The 17,444-nt window shown below is 59.6% G+C and carries 23 protein-coding genes; 17 read left to right on the top strand and 6 right to left on the bottom strand.

Features of this window, described 5'->3' with window-relative positions; genetic code table 11:
• The first annotated feature begins 122 nt into the window (after positions 1-122).
• A complete protein-coding gene (locus ASG47_RS13715) occupies positions 123-1,064 on the top strand; it encodes a hypothetical protein (RefSeq protein ID WP_156464115.1) in 942 nt (313 codons plus the stop codon).
• Here ASG47_RS13715 and ASG47_RS13710 read toward each other — a convergent pair whose 3' ends face one another.
• Positions 1,065-1,661 carry a DUF1176 domain-containing protein gene (locus ASG47_RS13710; RefSeq protein ID WP_162243263.1) on the bottom strand — a complete coding sequence of 199 codons (597 nt, stop codon included), beginning with the start codon at positions 1,659-1,661 and terminating at the stop codon, positions 1,065-1,067. It lies immediately after the preceding gene.
• 145 nt (positions 1,662-1,806) lie between these two features.
• Between ASG47_RS13710 and ASG47_RS13705 the strand changes: the two genes are divergently transcribed.
• Positions 1,807-2,394 carry a hypothetical protein gene (locus ASG47_RS13705; RefSeq protein ID WP_061909951.1) on the top strand — a complete coding sequence of 196 codons (588 nt, stop codon included), beginning with the start codon at positions 1,807-1,809 and terminating at the stop codon, positions 2,392-2,394.
• Positions 2,395-2,495: 101 nt separating this feature from the next.
• Here the strand turns inward: ASG47_RS13705 and ASG47_RS13700 are convergent, their stop codons facing one another.
• Together ASG47_RS13700 and ASG47_RS20715 are read right to left on the bottom strand one after the other, a co-directional pair.
• Entirely contained in the window at positions 2,496-3,614 is a 1,119-nt protein-coding gene (locus ASG47_RS13700; RefSeq protein WP_156464114.1) for a hypothetical protein, read from the bottom strand.
• Between the two features lie 11 nt (positions 3,615-3,625).
• A complete protein-coding gene (locus tag ASG47_RS20715) occupies positions 3,626-3,769 on the bottom strand; it encodes a hypothetical protein (RefSeq protein ID WP_156464113.1) in 144 nt (47 codons plus the stop codon).
• Here ASG47_RS20715 and ASG47_RS13695 point away from each other — a divergent pair.
• The 5 genes from ASG47_RS13695 to ASG47_RS13675 all read left to right on the top strand — a co-directional run bounded on the left by ASG47_RS13695 (position 3,768) and on the right by ASG47_RS13675 (position 7,684).
• On the top strand, positions 3,768-4,292 hold the full coding sequence (locus ASG47_RS13695) for a hypothetical protein (RefSeq protein WP_156352198.1): 525 nt from the start codon (positions 3,768-3,770) through the stop codon (positions 4,290-4,292). The genes ASG47_RS20715 and ASG47_RS13695 overlap by 2 nt on opposite strands.
• Positions 4,293-4,301: 9 nt before the next feature.
• The gene (locus tag ASG47_RS13690) at positions 4,302-4,643 is read left to right on the top strand and encodes a hypothetical protein (RefSeq protein ID WP_061909945.1); all 342 of its coding nucleotides are present in this window, start codon (positions 4,302-4,304) and stop codon (positions 4,641-4,643) included.
• Between the two features lie 77 nt (positions 4,644-4,720).
• Positions 4,721-6,244 carry a hypothetical protein gene (locus ASG47_RS13685; RefSeq protein ID WP_061909943.1) on the top strand — a complete coding sequence of 508 codons (1,524 nt, stop codon included), beginning with the start codon at positions 4,721-4,723 and terminating at the stop codon, positions 6,242-6,244.
• Positions 6,234-6,923, top strand: a complete 690-nt coding sequence (locus ASG47_RS13680) for an RNA polymerase sigma factor (protein WP_244487108.1) — start codon at positions 6,234-6,236, stop codon at positions 6,921-6,923. The genes ASG47_RS13685 and ASG47_RS13680 overlap by 11 nt, the downstream gene beginning before the upstream one ends.
• On the top strand, positions 6,920-7,684 hold the full coding sequence (locus tag ASG47_RS13675; RefSeq protein ID WP_061909941.1) for a hypothetical protein: 765 nt from the start codon (positions 6,920-6,922) through the stop codon (positions 7,682-7,684). Before ASG47_RS13680 ends, ASG47_RS13675 begins: the two co-directional genes overlap by 4 nt.
• An 11-nt stretch (positions 7,685-7,695) precedes the next feature.
• Here the strand turns inward: ASG47_RS13675 and ASG47_RS13670 are convergent, their stop codons facing one another.
• Together ASG47_RS13670 and ASG47_RS13665 are read right to left on the bottom strand one after the other, a co-directional pair.
• The gene (locus tag ASG47_RS13670; protein WP_156464112.1) at positions 7,696-8,619 is read right to left on the bottom strand and encodes a hypothetical protein; all 924 of its coding nucleotides are present in this window, start codon (positions 8,617-8,619) and stop codon (positions 7,696-7,698) included.
• The gene (locus ASG47_RS13665; protein ID WP_061909937.1) at positions 8,616-9,548 is read right to left on the bottom strand and encodes a hypothetical protein; all 933 of its coding nucleotides are present in this window, start codon (positions 9,546-9,548) and stop codon (positions 8,616-8,618) included. The genes ASG47_RS13670 and ASG47_RS13665 overlap by 4 nt, the downstream gene beginning before the upstream one ends.
• Positions 9,549-9,811: 263 nt before the next feature.
• Between ASG47_RS13665 and ASG47_RS13660 the strand changes: the two genes are divergently transcribed.
• From ASG47_RS13660 to ASG47_RS13615, 10 genes are all read left to right on the top strand, one after another.
• Positions 9,812-10,177, top strand: coding sequence for a hypothetical protein (locus ASG47_RS13660; protein ID WP_061909935.1), 366 nt, complete (start codon positions 9,812-9,814; stop codon positions 10,175-10,177).
• A 96-nt stretch (positions 10,178-10,273) separates the two neighbouring features.
• Positions 10,274-10,816, top strand: a complete 543-nt coding sequence (locus ASG47_RS13655; RefSeq protein ID WP_156352200.1) for a hypothetical protein — start codon at positions 10,274-10,276, stop codon at positions 10,814-10,816.
• A 58-nt stretch (positions 10,817-10,874) separates the two neighbouring features.
• A complete protein-coding gene (locus ASG47_RS13650) occupies positions 10,875-11,405 on the top strand; it encodes a hypothetical protein (RefSeq protein ID WP_061909931.1) in 531 nt (176 codons plus the stop codon).
• A gap of 174 nt (positions 11,406-11,579) precedes the next feature.
• Positions 11,580-12,050 carry a MarR family winged helix-turn-helix transcriptional regulator gene (locus ASG47_RS13645; protein ID WP_062631443.1) on the top strand — a complete coding sequence of 157 codons (471 nt, stop codon included), beginning with the start codon at positions 11,580-11,582 and terminating at the stop codon, positions 12,048-12,050.
• A complete protein-coding gene (locus ASG47_RS13640) occupies positions 12,047-12,745 on the top strand; it encodes an MFS transporter (RefSeq protein ID WP_061909927.1) in 699 nt (232 codons plus the stop codon). Before ASG47_RS13645 ends, ASG47_RS13640 begins: the two co-directional genes overlap by 4 nt.
• Positions 12,742-13,713 (top strand): hypothetical protein, encoded by a 972-nt coding sequence (locus tag ASG47_RS13635; protein ID WP_061909925.1) that lies wholly within the window; start codon positions 12,742-12,744, stop codon positions 13,711-13,713. The genes ASG47_RS13640 and ASG47_RS13635 overlap by 4 nt, the downstream gene beginning before the upstream one ends.
• Positions 13,714-13,734: 21 nt before the next feature.
• On the top strand, positions 13,735-14,814 hold the full coding sequence (locus ASG47_RS13630; protein ID WP_061909923.1) for an HlyD family secretion protein: 1,080 nt from the start codon (positions 13,735-13,737) through the stop codon (positions 14,812-14,814).
• A 98-nt stretch (positions 14,815-14,912) separates the two neighbouring features.
• Positions 14,913-15,581, top strand: a complete 669-nt coding sequence (locus ASG47_RS13625) for a MarR family winged helix-turn-helix transcriptional regulator (RefSeq protein ID WP_061909921.1) — start codon at positions 14,913-14,915, stop codon at positions 15,579-15,581.
• 15 nt (positions 15,582-15,596) lie between these two features.
• Positions 15,597-16,313 (top strand): hypothetical protein, encoded by a 717-nt coding sequence (locus ASG47_RS13620; protein ID WP_061909919.1) that lies wholly within the window; start codon positions 15,597-15,599, stop codon positions 16,311-16,313.
• 79 nt (positions 16,314-16,392) lie between these two features.
• Positions 16,393-16,938, top strand: coding sequence for a carboxymuconolactone decarboxylase family protein (locus ASG47_RS13615; protein ID WP_061909917.1), 546 nt, complete (start codon positions 16,393-16,395; stop codon positions 16,936-16,938).
• 127 nt (positions 16,939-17,065) lie between these two features.
• Here ASG47_RS13615 and ASG47_RS13610 read toward each other — a convergent pair whose 3' ends face one another.
• Positions 17,066-17,374, bottom strand: a complete 309-nt coding sequence (locus ASG47_RS13610) for an ArsR/SmtB family transcription factor (RefSeq protein ID WP_061909915.1) — start codon at positions 17,372-17,374, stop codon at positions 17,066-17,068.
• Positions 17,375-17,444 lie beyond the last annotated feature (70 nt).

Raw genomic sequence — 17,444 nt, 5'->3', positions numbered from 1 at the left:
GGTAAAACTCATGAGCGAGGCGCGATCGCGATCGCAGACGATATGTCCATCTGCAAATCTGTCTTGGCAGACCAAGAAAGCTGACTGGCCGAGCGTCCTATGTTCGAAACATGGAGGTCTCGATGAAGGTCATAGCTGCAATTTCGATGTCCGCTTGCATGACGGCCGCTGCGCTGGCGCAAGATGGAGCGCACGGTCCTGTTCTGGTCGATCCTGATTTCGGATTGACGCTCGAAACACCGGATGGCTTTGACGCGAAATTGGTGGGGCAGACACCCGAGGGCATTGTGGTCATCACGGTGTCATCGGACAATCCGGGTTTACCTGCCGTGGATCCCAGCGGCGATCTTTGCGACATCAGCTTTCAATACGACCCAGCTTATGGGCAGGGGGACCAGGATTGGGTCAATAGCCTCGTTCTCGATACAGGCACCTACGAGCGCATGGCGCAAGAGGTTGCCGTGCCCGGCACAATCGAAGGCGGCAAAGATTTTACCCTTCACGGTTCTTACGCCCATCGCGTCCATGGCAAGCATGAAACGGGCGGCGCATTCACCGTTGCGGTCATTCCGAGCCCTTCCGGCTATGTGACGCTGAGTTGTATCAGCGCCGAGGAGAAGACCGACTGGAACTTGATTGATCCCCTGATCGAAGCCATCACCATTCCGGGTCAGCCACGCGATCATCTGGTCCCCAGCGGCCGTTGCGAGAGCGAGATCGCGGCGATAAGCAGTCAGATCGGGCACGCTGAAGGAGCGCCCTTCGACCGCCACATGATCGCGGTGCTGGACGGAGAGCGCAAAAGGATCGCCGAACAGTGTGGCGGCATCGACGCCGACGTGGTCATGGACGCCGCGATGATCGAAGCTGGTCACGAGACAAGTTATCGGAGCCTGCGCTATGATGCGCTGTCCGCGATTGGATCAGACCTTTTAACCAGGGAGCAGCATGAGGCGCTGGACGGAGGACGACGACAGGTTGTCGCGACCAGCGACGAAGCCACCGGCGAGCGCTATTTGCGCTACATGCATTTCATTGTCGGGCTCCGAAGCCTCGACCAATAGTCACCAGATGTCGCGTTCGATCAGAACAATGGGATCATCTTTGCCATCGAAGGTGGCATCGACGGCAAAGTAGGTAATCTCGAACTTGCCGTTCTTGAACTGCCAGCGCGTTTCCGTATAGGCGTCACCCAAGCCGCGCCACTTGTTGCGCTCTGACATGGTGCGGCTGGATGGATCGTAGCTCGGATTGACCACTTCGCGGAGATAGGGCGTTTCGTAGACGACTATAGTGTCGACGCCTGCACTTTCTTCTCCGCCAACATAATTGACGTCAAACTTGGGTGCCGGGAAGACGATTTGCGACACCGTGCCCTGCTGATCCGACAGCAGATAGACCGCGGTCTGGCTATAGGCGCCAATCTGGCATGGAAATTCGACGATCAGCGCCTGGCGGGCCGCCGTCTCTTCGCCCACCTGCAATTCGAAACTGGGCGGCTCCGTTTCTGAAGTGTCGGGCTCCATGCAAAGAGGAGGCAAGTTGGCGGCATGATAATCCTGCGCTTTTTCTAACGCATCTGCCCGCCAGTTTTCCTCCCGAGCCGTGGCGGGAACAGCCAGCAAAATGACCCCGGTCCAAATCAGCAATCGCGAAGGCATGGCGCTCTCCATTTCTGTTCACTGATAGGACGACGGGCGCGAGCGCAATCTTGGTCGAACAAAAGTCACGACCAGACCAAGGTCTTGGCTGCAGGCGCCGTCACATGGGTAGTGAGGCGCTCTGCCTTGTCGAGGAGATCAACCCATGTTCCGTCAGACGATTACCGCCACGGCGCTGCTCGCGCTCTGTTCCATCATGCCTTCCCAAGCGCAGGGCGTAACCGATTACCTGGGCGTCCCCGGTCCGATCAAGGTCGGCGATACGGACTATATCCTCTCCTGGTCGTCCAATCCGCAACCGAGCTATTTTAAGCAGGAATACCTGCCCGAAGGCGCCGCTGGTGACAGCTACGAAAGTATGGTAATGGTAGAATTTCTCGCTACAGACGCACCGCTCACCGAAGTTGTCGGGGCGCAGGCGGCAATGGTCGAGCAGCGCAAGGGCAGTGACCCGGTCGCCAATTACGCCGTCTTCGACAATCCCGACAATGGCGAGTACCTGCTCGACTTCCTGCTCTCAACCAAGGACAAGAATGGCGAGTTCATCCTCGAATGGAATGGCTATCGCTATGTGGAAGGCGAATTTGACGGCCAGAAAGGATCGATGCTTTTCGCCATGAGTGAGCGCGCTTATGGCGATGCCGCATCGGAAGCTTTTCTGCGCAATCTGCGGGAGTTCAAGGCCGAACATCTCTCGGAGTTGAGCCAGGCTGAACTGCCTCAACTGGACTAACCGATACTCCATCCGGGAAGAACGGACGATCGACTATGCCGTAACTTTGTCGGTCGATGAAATGAAGCTCCGGGGCGCAGTTTTGCCCCGGAGCTCAAGGCTCAGTTTTCGCCGATTTGTAGAATACCGACCTGACCTCGCGTGTAGGTCTCGATCAGGACACGATAGGCAGGGTTCTGCTCGGGACTATCGGCATCGACAAAGACGCTCACTGTGGCAGCGCAGAAGCCTCCCTCGCCTTCGGCCGTATTTGCGGTAACCTCGCCCTGTGCAGCATCGCCGGCCATGTCGACCCACCGCGTCGCTATGGCATCCGCAGCCTCCTCAGCAATAGCGCAGTCGGGGTAGGTCAAGGCAATGCCGACACCTGGCCGGTCATGCTGGATATCGGCAATGATCCCTCCGAGATAGGGCGGAATGCCTTGGCTAAGTGCGGCCATCTGCTCTTCAAGACGCTCCTTGGTTTCGTCCATATCGGCCGAGGGCGCCAGCATCGCCGCGGGGTCGAGAGCGGCCATGCCAAAGAGCGGCGAGATCACCACTGCCTGGACCACCTGACCATTCCCGGCTGCCTGCTCAAGCCCCGCCAGAGCCGTTGCAACGATCGGATTATCACCAAGGCTGGGCTGTTGCCCGGCAGCGACCGTAGCAGCCTGAGGGGTTTGTGCCTGGACCACATTGGTCCCCACGGCCGCGGCAAACTGCGCCGCGCCGATTGCAGTACGCCATGGGTCAGAGGGATCGCGCTTGGATGGGTCGAACCGCTGTGGCTCGCCATTGCCGACAACGCCCGAAACACCGGCATCTTCAAATCCCACCGCCTTTAGCGCTGCAATCATGTCAGTTGCCGCGTCCGCATCAACCAAACCCCAATTGCTGGTGGAATTGGGTGGGCGGCCATATCCGGTAAAGTAGCGGATTTTGTCGATCGTTGTGCCGGCCTTGGCTTCCCACTCGGCCGGCTCGGTTTCGAAGACGCTTTCGAGGGCCAAGACATCGACGATCGGCATAGCACGCAACTGGGGACGAGGGGCACTATCGTCGTCCACAAGGCTCATGAGCGTGTGCATATCAAGGAAATAGGCGAAGTCGCCCGTCTGCCCGGAAAGGAGCGTTGCCGGCAAGTGGTCCAGGCCATCGCGGAGGGGATTGGTATTTTGAGCGAGTACGGGGGCGGCGGTTGCCAGCAGCAGGCCGGCAGCGATGACGCAAGAGCGCATGCGTGTCTCCTTCATGTTGTCTTGCCGATGTGACGCTTGCCACGCCGCAGACCTTGGTGGCGAAGGCTGATTTTCCAGAAAAAATCTTTAGCTGTGGACCAAGGTTTGGCTCGCTCGCCGCGTCTTATGGGCAGAACCAAAAGGATGCGGATCATGAAACGACTGCTGATCTCCCTGCTGCTTGCGACCGCAATGATCTCGGCCGCCCCGGCGCAGGATATGAAAAGCCTTGAAGATATGAGTAGCGCCGAGATCGTTGCAGAGGCGAGCGCGCTTCACCCAGCAGCGCTTTACATTCTCTCCTCGCGCCTTCTGGGCGAAGGCAAGGGGCAGGAAGCGGCCAATTGGATGTATGCTGGCCAGTTGCGCTATCGCTTCCTCATTAGCGCTGGCGGCGACGACGCGCGCGACGAGGGCATCCTGTTCAGCGCCTTGAGCGAACAAGTGGGAAAACCGGTCAATGAATATATCGCCGGCGATGTCGACGAATGGATCGCGGCGATGGAATGGGCGCTCGAATGGGACGCGGCCAATGACAATCCCACCACGTCCAAGACGGAGCATGCTTCTACACTCAAGGAGGTTCGCGACGGCCTCGAACGTTTGATCGCACAGGTCGAGGCCAATCGCGAAAGCATTCCCAAGGAACGCGAAGCCAACGGCCTCGAAAACCGCTAGGAGCGAACGATGCGTCTTGCCCTGGGTCTGCTGTTCGGCTTTTTTGCAGCCATAAGCCCTGCATTTGCTGCTGACACCGAAACTGGCGGCGAACGGTTATTCGTTGGCAAGACCGGCATTTATTGTGTTCAGGCGCCCTGCCCGTGGCGCGGAATCTGGGCTTCGGCAGCTGCGCAGGCCGGGCCATCGGACCTTCTGTGGGCGCAAGAAACCTTGCCGCGGATCGAGGCAACAACAGCCGACGCGAACCGAATAGAGGAAGCATGGGCCAGCGATCAGTGCCTCGCCATCCTGGGAAGGCTGGTCGACGGGACGCTGCAGGTTGAGCGCATCATCGGGGACTGCTCTTGATAGTGCGGAGTGCGCTGGCATTCTGGGTTGCTTTGATAGCACCCACGACGGCATCGGGAGATGATGCCGCCGATTTCATGGATGCTCTGGGAAAGGCGGCGACTGCCGCCATCGTCGCAGAAGCCTATCTCTCGGCCTGCGATGCGCGCTTCCCAGATAGCCAACAGGCACGACAAGATGCTCTCGCCGGATGGGGACACCGCGTCGATCTCGCTGGCTATGAGCGCCTTATCGCTTCAGCCGCGATGGTTATGCCGGACCTCGATGAAGACCTTGAGGCCAACAGAGCCCGGGCCAAGGCACTGGTCGATGATGATGTCGCCAAGGATAGCAGTGTCTGCGGCGATCTCCGCGCCACACTCGACGACAATGACATGTTCGATATCGCCCGGCCCATCCGCTACCTGCTGCGCAATGCCGACAGCTTTGGGATCGTCGTGGCCGAAGCGCCGACAGAGGTAACAAGCCCTGAACTCGAAGTGGTGTCGCTGATCGCCCTTTCGGCCGAGCTTGCTGCAAAAATGGACGAGATCGGCTCGAAAAGCGGCGCGGAGCAGGATCGTGACCTCCGCGAGGCCAGGCAAAATCACGCAGAAAACTGGCTGGCTCTGCGCCCTGCCCTAGCAATCAACGGCAGGATTACCAGCGCGGATACGTTGCGCGAATGGCGCGGCGATCAGCAATCGACATTCCTTGCAAGCTGCCGGTCCTTTGCCAGCGACGAGCAGGAAGCAACAATGGCACGCGATATCGGCGCGGAACGCGTCGTCATTGGTCAAATCCGGTGGCTGCGCGAAGACCGTGAGGGCGGCGAACTCAGTCTCGATGATTGCCGTGTTCTCGACGACAGCCAATTTGACAATGACCGAGCAACGGTTGCCGACGAGAGTAGAGGCCTGATGCTCCGTCCTCTCGACTATGCTGAAGCCTATGGCGCTCCCGGCGCAGGCATCGTCCTGAGCGATATCGACCGTGTCCTCTACGACGCCGAGTTTGCCAATCGCATGGATGGCTTTGGCAACGGCTACACCCAGCGCGACGAAGACATTTACGTGCTGCTGCGCGATGGCACTGCCTATCGCCACGCATGGAATTTCGCCTTTACAGACCTGAACCTCGACCTGTCCCGACAGCGCGAACCCGACCGGTGGTTCACCTGGAAAGACGAGGCCGACCAACTCATGCTGACCCAGAGCGGCGGACTCGATGTTGGGTCAACGATCGATATCTCCGAAGCAAAGCGATTGATGCCGGTGCCCGAGGGGCAAGTTCTTAACGCGACCTATTACCTCCTCAATGTTGGCATGGGTGGCGTGCGCAGCGATCGCGAATACGCCTTTTTGGGTGACGGCCAGCTACGGTATTCTCGCAGTGGCTTCGTCGCCGGCAGCTTCGGCACCTCCTACATCATCGCCTCAGGCAAACGCGCCTATGACGTCGCGACAGGCGCTTATTCGTTCGATGGCTACACGCTGTTGATTCAAGGTCCAGAAGGCGAGGAGCGACATTTCGTGGCCCTGATCGAAGGCCATGACGCCGACCGACCCCAAGAGATCATCATTGATGGGCAGGTCTATTGGATGCGCACCAATGAGCAGTGAGGCGGCCTTTTCGCTATCGCTCCAAAATTGCAAACGGCTCATGGCAAAAGGGAAAATCTCATTTTTGCCACAACCATTTCGCTTCAATGGCATTACTGCCAAGGGCAGATGGGGGGAAATTGACAGGGTGCGACTTGTTGACGGGACTATTTCAGAACCGTCCGACACGACCGAAAATCTTATCAAGCGGGTCAAAGCGGGCGACGCACAAGCTTTCGAAAGACTGATTTCCGAGCACTATCGCTTCATCTACAAGACCGCCTTCCGTTGGCTCGGTCACAAAAGCGATGCGGAGGATGTCACCCAGTCCGTTTGCATGCGGCTGGCCGATGCGGTCGCGCGCTTTGATGGGCGATCGAAGTTCACGAGCTGGCTCTATAGCGTAACACTCAATGCCGTCCGCGACCTGCAGCGGAGCCGCGAACGGCAGGGCAAGCAGATCGAGACGGTCGCGACTCTGGCGCGGGTCGAAAGTGATCCCGACCAGGAAGACCAACTGCGCGTCGATGATATTTGGCGTATTGTGCGGCGATTGCCGGACAAGCAGCGCGATGCCGTAATGCTGGTCTATGGCGAACAACTTTCGCAGGCAGAAGCAGCCGTCATCATGGGATGCAAGGAAGTGACCGTCTCCTGGCACATCCACAATGCGCGCAAGTCGCTGAAGGACTTGCTATGAATAGCGATCGCGATCCCTTAGAGCGGATGCCGCAATTTCTCGATCCTGAGCCGGATCCAGCGGTCATGCATGCAACGATCGCGCAGAGCCGGGAAGCCTTTGCCAACCGCAGCCCCTTGCCACGAGCCAGCGTCAACTCCATTGCCCACTGGTTCCGCCAGCCTGTCCGCTGGCTGATACCAGTCGGTGTCGGCGTCGCGGCTCTTGTCGTCGCGCTTCTGTTTGCGCCAGGTCTATTGCCAAACAATGTTGGGACGGGAAGCGGACGGGACACGGTTGCCGACGCACCGGTGACGACGCCACCCGGCTCAACCACGCTGTCGCGTGGCGATGGACTTCCTGCCGAAGATGCCCCGTCCAACAGCGGAACGCGCATGGGCATGCAGCCATCCCCCGGGGGAAGCCAGGCGCCAATCGACGCCATCCCCCAGACAATCTCGCGTTTTGAGGGTGACGGCGTCGTCATCGGAACACGACAGGACGCAACGGCCCTGGAAATTTTCCTGCCCGAGATTTCCGGCGAGCAGACGATCGATGTTCAAGGCATTATGCCGGGCGAGGAGGTCGAGCTTCTTTCCGCCTTTGCCCAGCCAGACAAGGATATCGTGGCCGTGCAATTTCGGGTCAACGACGTGCGGTTCTGGCGCATCTACCATCTGGTCAACGGCAAATATGCGCGCGACCCCCAACGTTCCCAAAGCGTCTCCAACGCTGCCGACAGGGCCGATGTCGAACGCCGCCTCGCCGAACCGGCAGGATGAGCGTAGCCCGACTATCGGAGCGGCCCCTCGTAATCCCCGGTGAGGCTATCGATGAGCCGGTGTGGGATGGTCAAATCCCACCAGAGCGTGTCGACATCATCAATCAGCGCGGCCATTGGCTTTAAGAGACCGGCTGAGGAGAACGCCAGATGCGGGATAGGCAGGCGGAAACTGAACCAGCCATGCTGGAACCTTCCCGACACGTATGAGTGCGGATTGCGTTTGGCCAGAGCGAGCATGGCTTGCTGGAAGCCCGGTGTCAGCAGCTTGCCCACATCCGCATTGGGACTGGCCAGCGTATCGAAGACCGCATCGAACTGAGGCGAAATAACGCGCCTTTGCACCTCGTCGCCGGACAGTTGTCGGAACAAATCATCGACGCCGGTCATGAATTTTGAGTGGGGGCGCAGTTCGATGCTGCCGGCAAAGGAGTGCGGCACGGCGACTTGAACCTCCATGAGGTAAAAGGTCTCGTAGCGCTTTTGAGTGCTCATGCGGCGCCAGATGGTGGCCTCGTTGAGCCGATAGGCGATATCCCTGTGCTTGCCCTGGCTCTCCCATGCCGTAAAGCGCATACCTTCTTCGCTGAAAAGGTCGGCCATCCACTTCTCGATACCGACCGTTCCCCAGCCGCTGGCGAACTGGCTTTGCCCCCAGCGCACGCAGATCGTTTCCGCTACCGTCGCCAAGGCAATGTCGCGCCAGAGATGATTTGAGACGGTCCACGCCATGCCAGCGACTACAATGGCAACGATCGGCCACAAAAAACTGCCCTCGAAGGGCGCGCTACCTAGCAGCAGAAAGAAGATGCCTGCACACAGATTAAGGCTCGCAGCCAGATTGGCAATGCGGCGGGGTTCGGCATTGCGCAAAAGCGTTGTGGTCTCGTCCCGGTCGAGCCCGCTGGCCAGCGCACCGCCCATATCTCCGCTCACTTGGACCGGGCCTTTCGATAGCGCTCCAAAAGCCCAGTCAGCGGGCTATGGAGGAGATCGCCATTCAGTCGAGGCGGCGCACCATAGCCAAAGGTAAAATCATATTCCCCGCTGTGATCAACCGTCATATCGAGGATGGTCCAGATCTTGCCGTCGACTTCCGCCATGGCCCCGCGCAGAGCCAACAGATGCGCTTTGCTCTCCGGACTGAGACGAAAGCCCAATTCCTCCAACTCGGCACCAGGCCTTTGCGCAATGACCTTGGCCTGCGTGCTCGAGCGGCGCCCATCTGCAACGAGGACCTCGTGATCGACTGCCAGGTAGCGCCACTCCCGGTCTTCCCACTCTCCATCCTGCAGGTTGATCACGTCGTGCGCTATGCTGCGAATGGCGGCATTTTGTAATTCCGCAAGGTCAGGCATGGCGCTGAGCTTGTCTGCCGAGCCTACCCTGTTGCCACTGTACTTCCGGAAGTCCTGCATCACTGCGCCATCGGGTGCCGAGGCGAACCAGTAAAGCGGGATTAAGGCCATCAAGCCGTGGGCGTAGCGCGAGCGATGGGGCATGAACACATGCAGTGCCGACTGCATGATCCAAAGCCACCATCGATAGCGCGGCTCGCACGCCTCGACATAAAGGGACACTTTGCCATCGGTTATCCGCTCCGAGACCCTCTGCCAAGGCGCCGTTACCTGATAGCCGACGCTGCGAAAGTGCAACTGCTCTGAATCGAAGCCAATTGCTGCGTTCCAATATTCATAGCAGATCAGCAAAGACAAAAGGCCCGGCAGGCCAAGGATCAACAGTGGCCACCACGGCAAGCCAACCTCGAAAAAGGTTGGCGTTGTCAGCACGGCAATGCCCCCAATGATCAGAGGAAATATCAAGGCGACCACGCGGCGGTGCAGAGGCAGGACATGCATTGTCATGGCATGCTCCAGAAGTTGACCCTAACGGCCCGGGCTTCGAGCATTTCGTTTCCCTCCCTGTTTCAGATGAGACGCCCGTCGCGCGCAAAACCTTGGTCGGATAATCACCAAGCTTTTTTGGATCACGGGCGTCTCATATCTAAAGGATATAAAGGTCGCCCCATGCGCTTCGTTATTGCCACTCGCTCCGACAGGGTCTCCTATCCTGTAAAGTCTGACATCCTCGGCCAATCTGCTGCTCTGGCTCTGGAGGGTTCACCCTGATGTGGCGCGGCTTGATCGTCCACGGCATTCCTCTCGCTATCGCCATTGGGGCCGCCTTATTGCTCCTGCCCTGGATCATGGGCGCCTCCGCGATCCAAGGTGACGCGGGATCACAGGGCTATACCGTCGGAATGGCTGCGCTGTTTCTCTATCCGGCCGCCTACCAAATCCTGATCATTGCATGGGGCATCTGCCGGTGGCGCCAATGGTCGCTGCAGCGGGTATTTCTTCAGCTCATCTGGCTAAGCCTGCTGCTCTTTGCCGGCGCCATGAGCTATGCCGTGGTGCAGCTCCAGGACTATCTGCTGGCTACCGCCGATCAGGTCGACGCCATTGCACAAATAGCCGTGCCGCTTGGTGCATAGAACAAAAAATCGCCTCGCCGATCGAAAAAGTCTGCCTGGCACCAAGGTCCCGCTGGTTCTCGTCGTCCTATGGACAACACACAAAAGGACCAGATCATGCGCATCGCACTTGCCTTCGCCCTGACCGCAGCCATTGCCGGCCCGTCATATGGTCAGATTGAAGAGAACTTTGCTCTGGCCAACAGGATTTTCGGTCAGCCAACAGCGGCCGGCGTTGTCTCGGATATCGAGGGCGAGTGGCTACCTCTCAGCACTTTGGCCAATGCCAAGGGTGCCGATCCGGATCCTGGGCTCATCGCCAGCCTACTCGACCGCATCTGCGGCAATGACCCGTCGCGCGGGGCTATCATCACCGAGATCGATGAAGGCAGCTTCGAGATGACGGCACCCAATTCTGGTGGGGACATGGTCTATCGCTTCGATTGGATCAGCGGTTCGCTCTTCCACCGCAGCTTCGATCCGGCAGCACTCTTCAGCATGCTCCGTCTCGATGCGATAGAGGGCGAACGCGGATCCGAGATGCGCGCACGCACCCTTCAAACTGCCGCGAGCCAGGTCAACCTCTACCGGGTGTCTGCAGACTTGATCGCCTTGGCTGAGCCCTATCGGACCGAAATCTACGGGCGTTGCGCGACATGACCCTGTTCATTCCTGCGTTTGCCCCGGAACAGCCCAACACCCGGAAGGATACATAGCGATGAAGCTGGTGCCCTATATGCTCTTCACTCTCCTCGCCGTCGCAACAACCCCGGCAGCCGCTGAAGAGAGCGCTATGGCTGAGCTCGAGAGAACTCTGAACACGATAGACAACGTGTCCGACATCGATGGTCGCTGGGTCTGGGCCAATATGTCAGCCTATGTCGAACTCGAGGCCAGAAACTATGCAGGGCTGGAGGCGAAGGTGGCCCAGTTCTGCGCAGAGGATCGCTCGCTGGTCATGGCCATCGAAAGCGTCGCTGATGGCTTCGACATCGGCGTCATCGATGCGCCGCCCGGTCTGCATTGGCAATATCGGCGAAACAACACTGGCAACTACACGCTGGGTATTGAACCGGAGAGCTTTTATGGCGCCCTTGGTTACGACGAGGACCGCCCACCGAGCGAAGCGGTGATTGCCCACAACGAGAGAAATAATGGGCCCGTGACCGTTATACGCCCGAGCCAAGACATCCTGATGATTACGCAAAAGACTGGCTTCGACCTCTATCTCCGGTGTGGCAAGAGCTGAGCCTCTTTGCATTTGAGATGAGGATGTTTCCGTCCAAGCTCCGTTAGGAGGCATGCCTGCCATCAAGGCCGGCTTGCGGAGCAGTTCGCTGCGCATGTCAACCATGCAGAATGAGCCATTGCAGATCCTCATTCCCAATTTTATGTAGCTCCCTACATTATAGGGAACAACAAAATGGTGGATGAGCTGGATCTGCTCAGAACCGTCAGCCGGTTAAGTAGGGAATTGAGCGCTTCGTTCGATGTCCATCTGCGGGACATGAACCTCACGTCGGCGCGCGCCCGCGTACTTTATTTTCTGCTGCCACTCGAAACCGGCGCCAGCCAGGCTGACGTGACCAATCATCTTGGCGTTGAGCATCCGACTGCAGTCCGTATTCTCGATGGCATCGAGGCCCTTGGTTACATCCAGCGCATCCCCTCTCCCGAAGACCGGCGGGCGAAGAAAATCGTCCTGACCACGACAGGCCAGGTGATCGCCGGGAGAGTTTCAAAGCTCCTCAGCGACCTCAACCGGCAACTCATCGAGGACCTGGACAAGGCCGAAATGGAGATCGCCAACCGCGTCCTCCTGCAGATCCTCGCCCGCACCCAGGCGCTCCGCTGCGCCATTCCGGGGCAAATTAGGGCGCAAGATTTATCATGACGTCACAAGCCTCAGAATTGGCGCCTACCCCAGCGCAAGCCGCCGAGCCTGCCAGCCAGCCAAGTGCACCGCCGGCCATGCCGCCCTTCGTGCCCAAGTCGCCGCTCGTTGCCGCGGTCTATATTTTCAGTTCGCTGGTTCTGGGCCTCACCCAAGGCCTGGGCCTGAACCTCATCACCGCCAACCTTCAGGGGCTGCAGGCCTCCTTTGGTGCAACCCAGTCCGAAATGGGCTGGCTGGCAGCGGCCTACTTCGCCACGAACCTGGCTGGCACGATCCTGATGTTCAAGGTGCGGACCCAGTTCGGCCTCCGCCGCTTCGCCGAGATCGGCATCGCCGCCTATGTGCTGGTAGTCATCGCCCATCTCTTTGCCCATGACCTGCAATCGGCCATCGTCGTCCGCGCCATCATGGGGATTGCGGCCGCACCGCTCAGCACGCTCGGCTTTTATTATATGCTCGAGTGGCTCCCGCCGCAGAAGAAGATGAGCATCGGCATCTGCTTTGGCATGCTCGGCTCGACGCTGGCGCTGCCCCTTGCGCGCGTCATCTCGCCCGAATTGCTGCAATTGGGCGATTGGACCGGCCTTTATGCAGTCGAACTGGGCCTCGCGCTCATTTCGCTGGCCGTCGTTTTTCTCGTGCCGCTGACCCATCCGCCGCGCGTCAAGGTTTCGATCGCGACGACCTTGTGAGCTTCCCGCTCATGACTGTCGGCTTTGGCTGCATCGCCATCGTGCTCGGCATGGGGCGGACCCTCTGGTGGCTTGAAACACCCTGGATCGGCGTCGTGCTGGCTCTGGGCATCGGCTCGATGGCGCTCTTTTGCATCGTCGAACTGCACCGGACCAATCCGATCATTGACCTCCGCTGGCTCACCGGGCGCGACATGTTGATCTTTGCCGGCGCGCTCGTCGCCTTCCGGCTGCTGCTATCGGAGCAATCGGTGGGCGTCTTCGGCCTCTTCACCGTGCTAAACATGCAGAACGATCAGCTAATCCCGCTCTTCGCCGTCATCGGCATCGTCACCTTTGCGGCCACCGCCGTCCTCAGCATGATCATCAAGCCCCAGCGGGTGGAGATCATCCATCTCACCGCTTTGATCCTGATCGCTATCGGCAGCTGGCTCGATACCCATTCGACCACTTTGAGTCGCCCAGAGCAGTTCTATGTCAGCCAAGCGCTAATCGGCGCGGCAAGCGGGCTCTTTCTGCCCCCGGCCATGCTCAATGGCTTCATGAAGGCCCTGGCGCGCGGCCCGCAATATATCCTTTCGTTCCTCGCCGTTTTCCTGACCACGCAAAGTCTGGGCGGCCTGTTGGGCAGCGCCATCTTTTCCACCTTCGTGGCCCTGCGCGAGCAGTTTCACTCCAATGTCCTGGCGCAAGGCATTACCCTTCTCGACCCTGTGGTCGTCCAGCGCATCCAGGCCTATGGCGGCGCCTATGGCCGGGTGCTGACCGATCCGACCCAGCGCAATACGCAGGGCCTGACGCTACTGACCCAATCGCTCACCCAGCAATCCTGGGTGTTAGCCTATAACGATCTGTTTTTGCTGATTTTCTACGGCGCTATCGCCGCGGCCGCCGCCCTTCTTCTCCATCTGGGACTACGCGTTCTGGGCTCGGCCCGAGTATCGACTGCCCCCGTCCCCGCCACCTGATTTCACGACGAAGTATCCAAAATGAAGATCAAAGACTTTCTCACATCCAAGGGCAGCTGGGCCGCCCTCATCATCGGCATCGTCGGCGTCGGCGTCGTACTCTACGCCTGGCAACTGCCGCCGTTCACGTCGACGATCGAGTCCACCAACAATGCCTTTGTGCGCGGGCGCGTCACCATGATCGCGCCGCAGCTTGCCGCCTATGTGACCGAGGTGCCAGTCACCGATTATCAGGAGGTTAAGAAGGGCGATCTCTTGGTGCAGCTCGATGACCGCATCTATCTCCAGCAGCTCGAGCAAGCCGAAGGCGCCCTGGCGCAGCAGCGCAGCGCGCTCGACAATTACGAGCAAAACCGCGCCTCCAAGCAGGCGAGCGTCGAATTTGCGCAAGCCCAGCTCGAAGCGGCCCAAGCCGCCTTCCAACGCGCCGAAGCCGATGCCGCGCGCAGCGAATCCCTGCTGGCGTCTGGGCTCTCGCCGCAATCGAGCGCCGACCAGGTTCACGCGGCGCTCCTTCAGGCTCAGTCCAGCGTGGCGCAGGCAAAGGCCAATGTGAGCATGGCCGAACAAAACCTGTCGCTGGTCGAGGGCAGCGTCCCCGCTCTCCAAGGCGCCGTCCGCTCGGCGGAAGCGGCCGTCGAATTGGCCAAGATCAATCTCGCCAATACCAAAATCGTTGCTCCGGTGGATGGCACGCTGGGTGAAGTCGCCGCCCGCATCGGCCAGTTCGTCGCCGTCGGCACGCAGCTGACCTCGGTAACACCGCCGCAACGCTGGGTCGTGGCCAATTTCAAGGAGACGCAGATGCCCGGGCTCCATGTCGGCCAGGACGTATCGCTCACCGTCGACGCCCTCGCCCATGCGGCGCTCAAAGGCCACATCGCCGAAATTTCGCCCGCCACCGGGTCCGAATTCAGCGTCATCAAGCCGGACAATGCCACCGGCAATTTCACCAAGATCGCCCAGCGCATCCCCGTCAAGATCGAGATCGACCCCGATCAGGAACTCGCGCTCCACCTCTTGCCCGGCATGTCCGTCGAGGTTGCTATCGATACTGACCCGCCACAGTCTCCCCCTGACGCGACTGCGCCGCAGGGATGATGACGGCTGAAGATCATTGGGATGTGTGTCCCCGCGCCATGAAACGGCAAGACGACATCATGCTTGCTATTACATAGGACTCCTATATATATCGGCTTATGGAAACGCCGGTCACACCCAAATCACTTCCTCTTCGCATCCACGAAGGTCTTGAGCGCCTTGCGACAGCTTTGCGCGCCGATGACTGGGTTGGCGCACGTGCCGCGGGAGTCAATCCAACGCAGTTCGCCATCATGGCGTCTCTGGAAGGGCGGCCGGGTGGATTGAGCGTTCGCGATATTGCGCAACAGCTCGGGGTGTCACAGCCCTCCGCAACTGACTCGATCGGCGCGCTCGAACGCAAGGGGTACCTCTATAAGGCCCCAGCCCCCAGCGATCGCCGCTCGGTACGGATCGTCTTGACCGAACACGGCGAGGCCTCGCTTGCCTCTGCCCACGCAACACGCAGCGTTGCCGAAAGCGCCGCTGGCGCCCTTGATAGGGCCCAGCAAGAAGAGCTGCTCGTTTCGCTCGTCACCATGATCCGGCACCTTCAGGAAAGCGGCATTATCCCCATTCAACGCATGTGCGTCAGTTGCCGGTTCTTCCGGCCCTATGCGCATCAGGATGCGGCCCAGCCGCATCATTGCACTTTCGTGGACGCCGCCTTCGGCCAGCAGGACCTGCGGGTCGATTGCCGCGAACACGAAACCGCCGATCCTTCGGCCCGGGCTGCCACCTGGGCCGAATTCACCAGGGATCATACCCTCAACCCTCCAGGCATCTGAGAAAGACCACCACAAATGACCCGTTTGACCCTGTTGGCGGCGACGCTGCTGACAACCCTTTCGGCTGCGCCGAGCTTTGCCCATGACACTGGCATCCATGCCGATCCGAACGAAGCCATCATGGCCTCCTTCGACATCATCGAAACCACCATCGTCACGCATGGCGAAGACGCCGTCTTCACCACTCGCGTTCGCGGCGAGGCCGGCCTCGACAAGCCCGACGCCACGGGCAAGTTCGAAGGCTCCAGCGTCTATGCCTATGTCTGGCCCACAAGCCTCAATAGCGGGGATATCGGCTTCGAGAACGATCAGGGCATCGTCGCCCTTGCCGTAACCTTCCACCCCGATTTCGACGATGCCGCCTATGGCGGGGTCAACCGTCACGTCTGGCATCCCCATTGGGTGGTGCTGGGCGAAGACGCCGCCTGCCCTGGCGGTCTCAAGGTCAACGACATCCCCGAGGGCACGACGCCCAAGGTGCCGCCGACCTGGCCCAACGTGCCGCTCCTGATCGACAGCCCCGACTATCCCACCACCTTCACCGGTGACACGGTGGAAGTCACCATTCCGGTCAAGCTCATCAGCGGCATTGCCGAAGCGAACTTTGATGGCGTCACCGCCGGTCTCAAGGTCAATGGCAACCTGCATACGCCGCTTTTGTGCGTCGAGAACGTGTTCAAGGTCGCATCGGGCGACCTCAGCCTCCCCGGCAAGGTCAGCGCCGGCCACTAGCTGATCGAAAAGCGCCGGTCCGTCGACTGCCATCGACGAACCGGCAGTTCCCACCCTCCAGGCTATGAAGAGAAGAAACATGAGCAGAATTACCCTTATCGCCCCCGCTGAAGCAACTGGCTCGGTCGAGCAGAACTTTGCCGAGATCCAGTCAGCCTTTGGCGTCGTCCCGAATATGTTCAAGGCCGTCGGCAATTCGCCTTCGGCGCTAGCTAGCCTCTGGGGCTCGTTTGCAGCCCTTGGCGGCGGCCGCCTCGGCGCCAAGCTCGGCGAGCAGATTGCCGTCGCCATCGCCGATCGCAATGCCTGTCACTATTGCCTTGCCGCCCATACCGGCCTTGGCAAGCGCGCCGGCGCCACGGCCGAAGAAATGGCCGAGGCGCAAGCCGGCCGCTCGGCCGATCCGCGCACGGCAGCCGCTCTCAAGTTCGCACTCAGTCTCGTCGAACAGCGCGGCAGCGTCGGAAGCGATGATGTCAATGCCCTCGTCGCAGCCGGGTTTGATGAGGGAGAAATCGTCGAGATCATTGCCCATGTGGCACTCAATCTCTTCACCAACTACGTCAACGTCGCCCTCGACGTGCCCGTGGATTTCCCCGGAGTCAAGCTGACCCGCACTGCCTGAAGCCACTGGCCCGCGTTACCTGCGCGGGCCACAACTCCGTCGAGCCAAGCACGCAGCACGTGAATGGCATTTCAAGTCTGGGCAGAACTCAGCCATTTCAGTTTAAGGGTGCAGTCCGCCGCTACAGCTACACCTCATCGGCCGATCGACAGTAGATATCATACAGGGTCTCCAGCACCTTCCTGACGGGCTCCGACGCCAACCGATAAAAGATGGTCTGCCCATCGCGCCTCGTCTTCACCAGACCGAGCGCCCGCAATTTCGAAAGATGTTGTGACAGTGGTGACTGCTCCAGTGCCACGATCCGGGAAAGCTCACTGACGCTCCGCTCCTGCCCGATCAGGTTGCACAGGATGAGCAACCGCTTGGTATTCGCCATGGCTGTCAGAAGCTGAGCAGCTTCCTCAGCGCGCGGCTCGAGCTCTGCAGCATTCATTGATCCAAAATCTCTCGTTTCCACGCTTGACACATTAGAACATTCGAATATGTTATATAACGAAATTGGT

It is taken from the genome of Devosia sp. Leaf420 (assembly GCF_001425445.1).
GTDB lineage: Bacteria > Pseudomonadota > Alphaproteobacteria > Rhizobiales > Devosiaceae > Devosia.
This window is presented reverse-complemented; position numbering and strand designations above follow the sequence as displayed.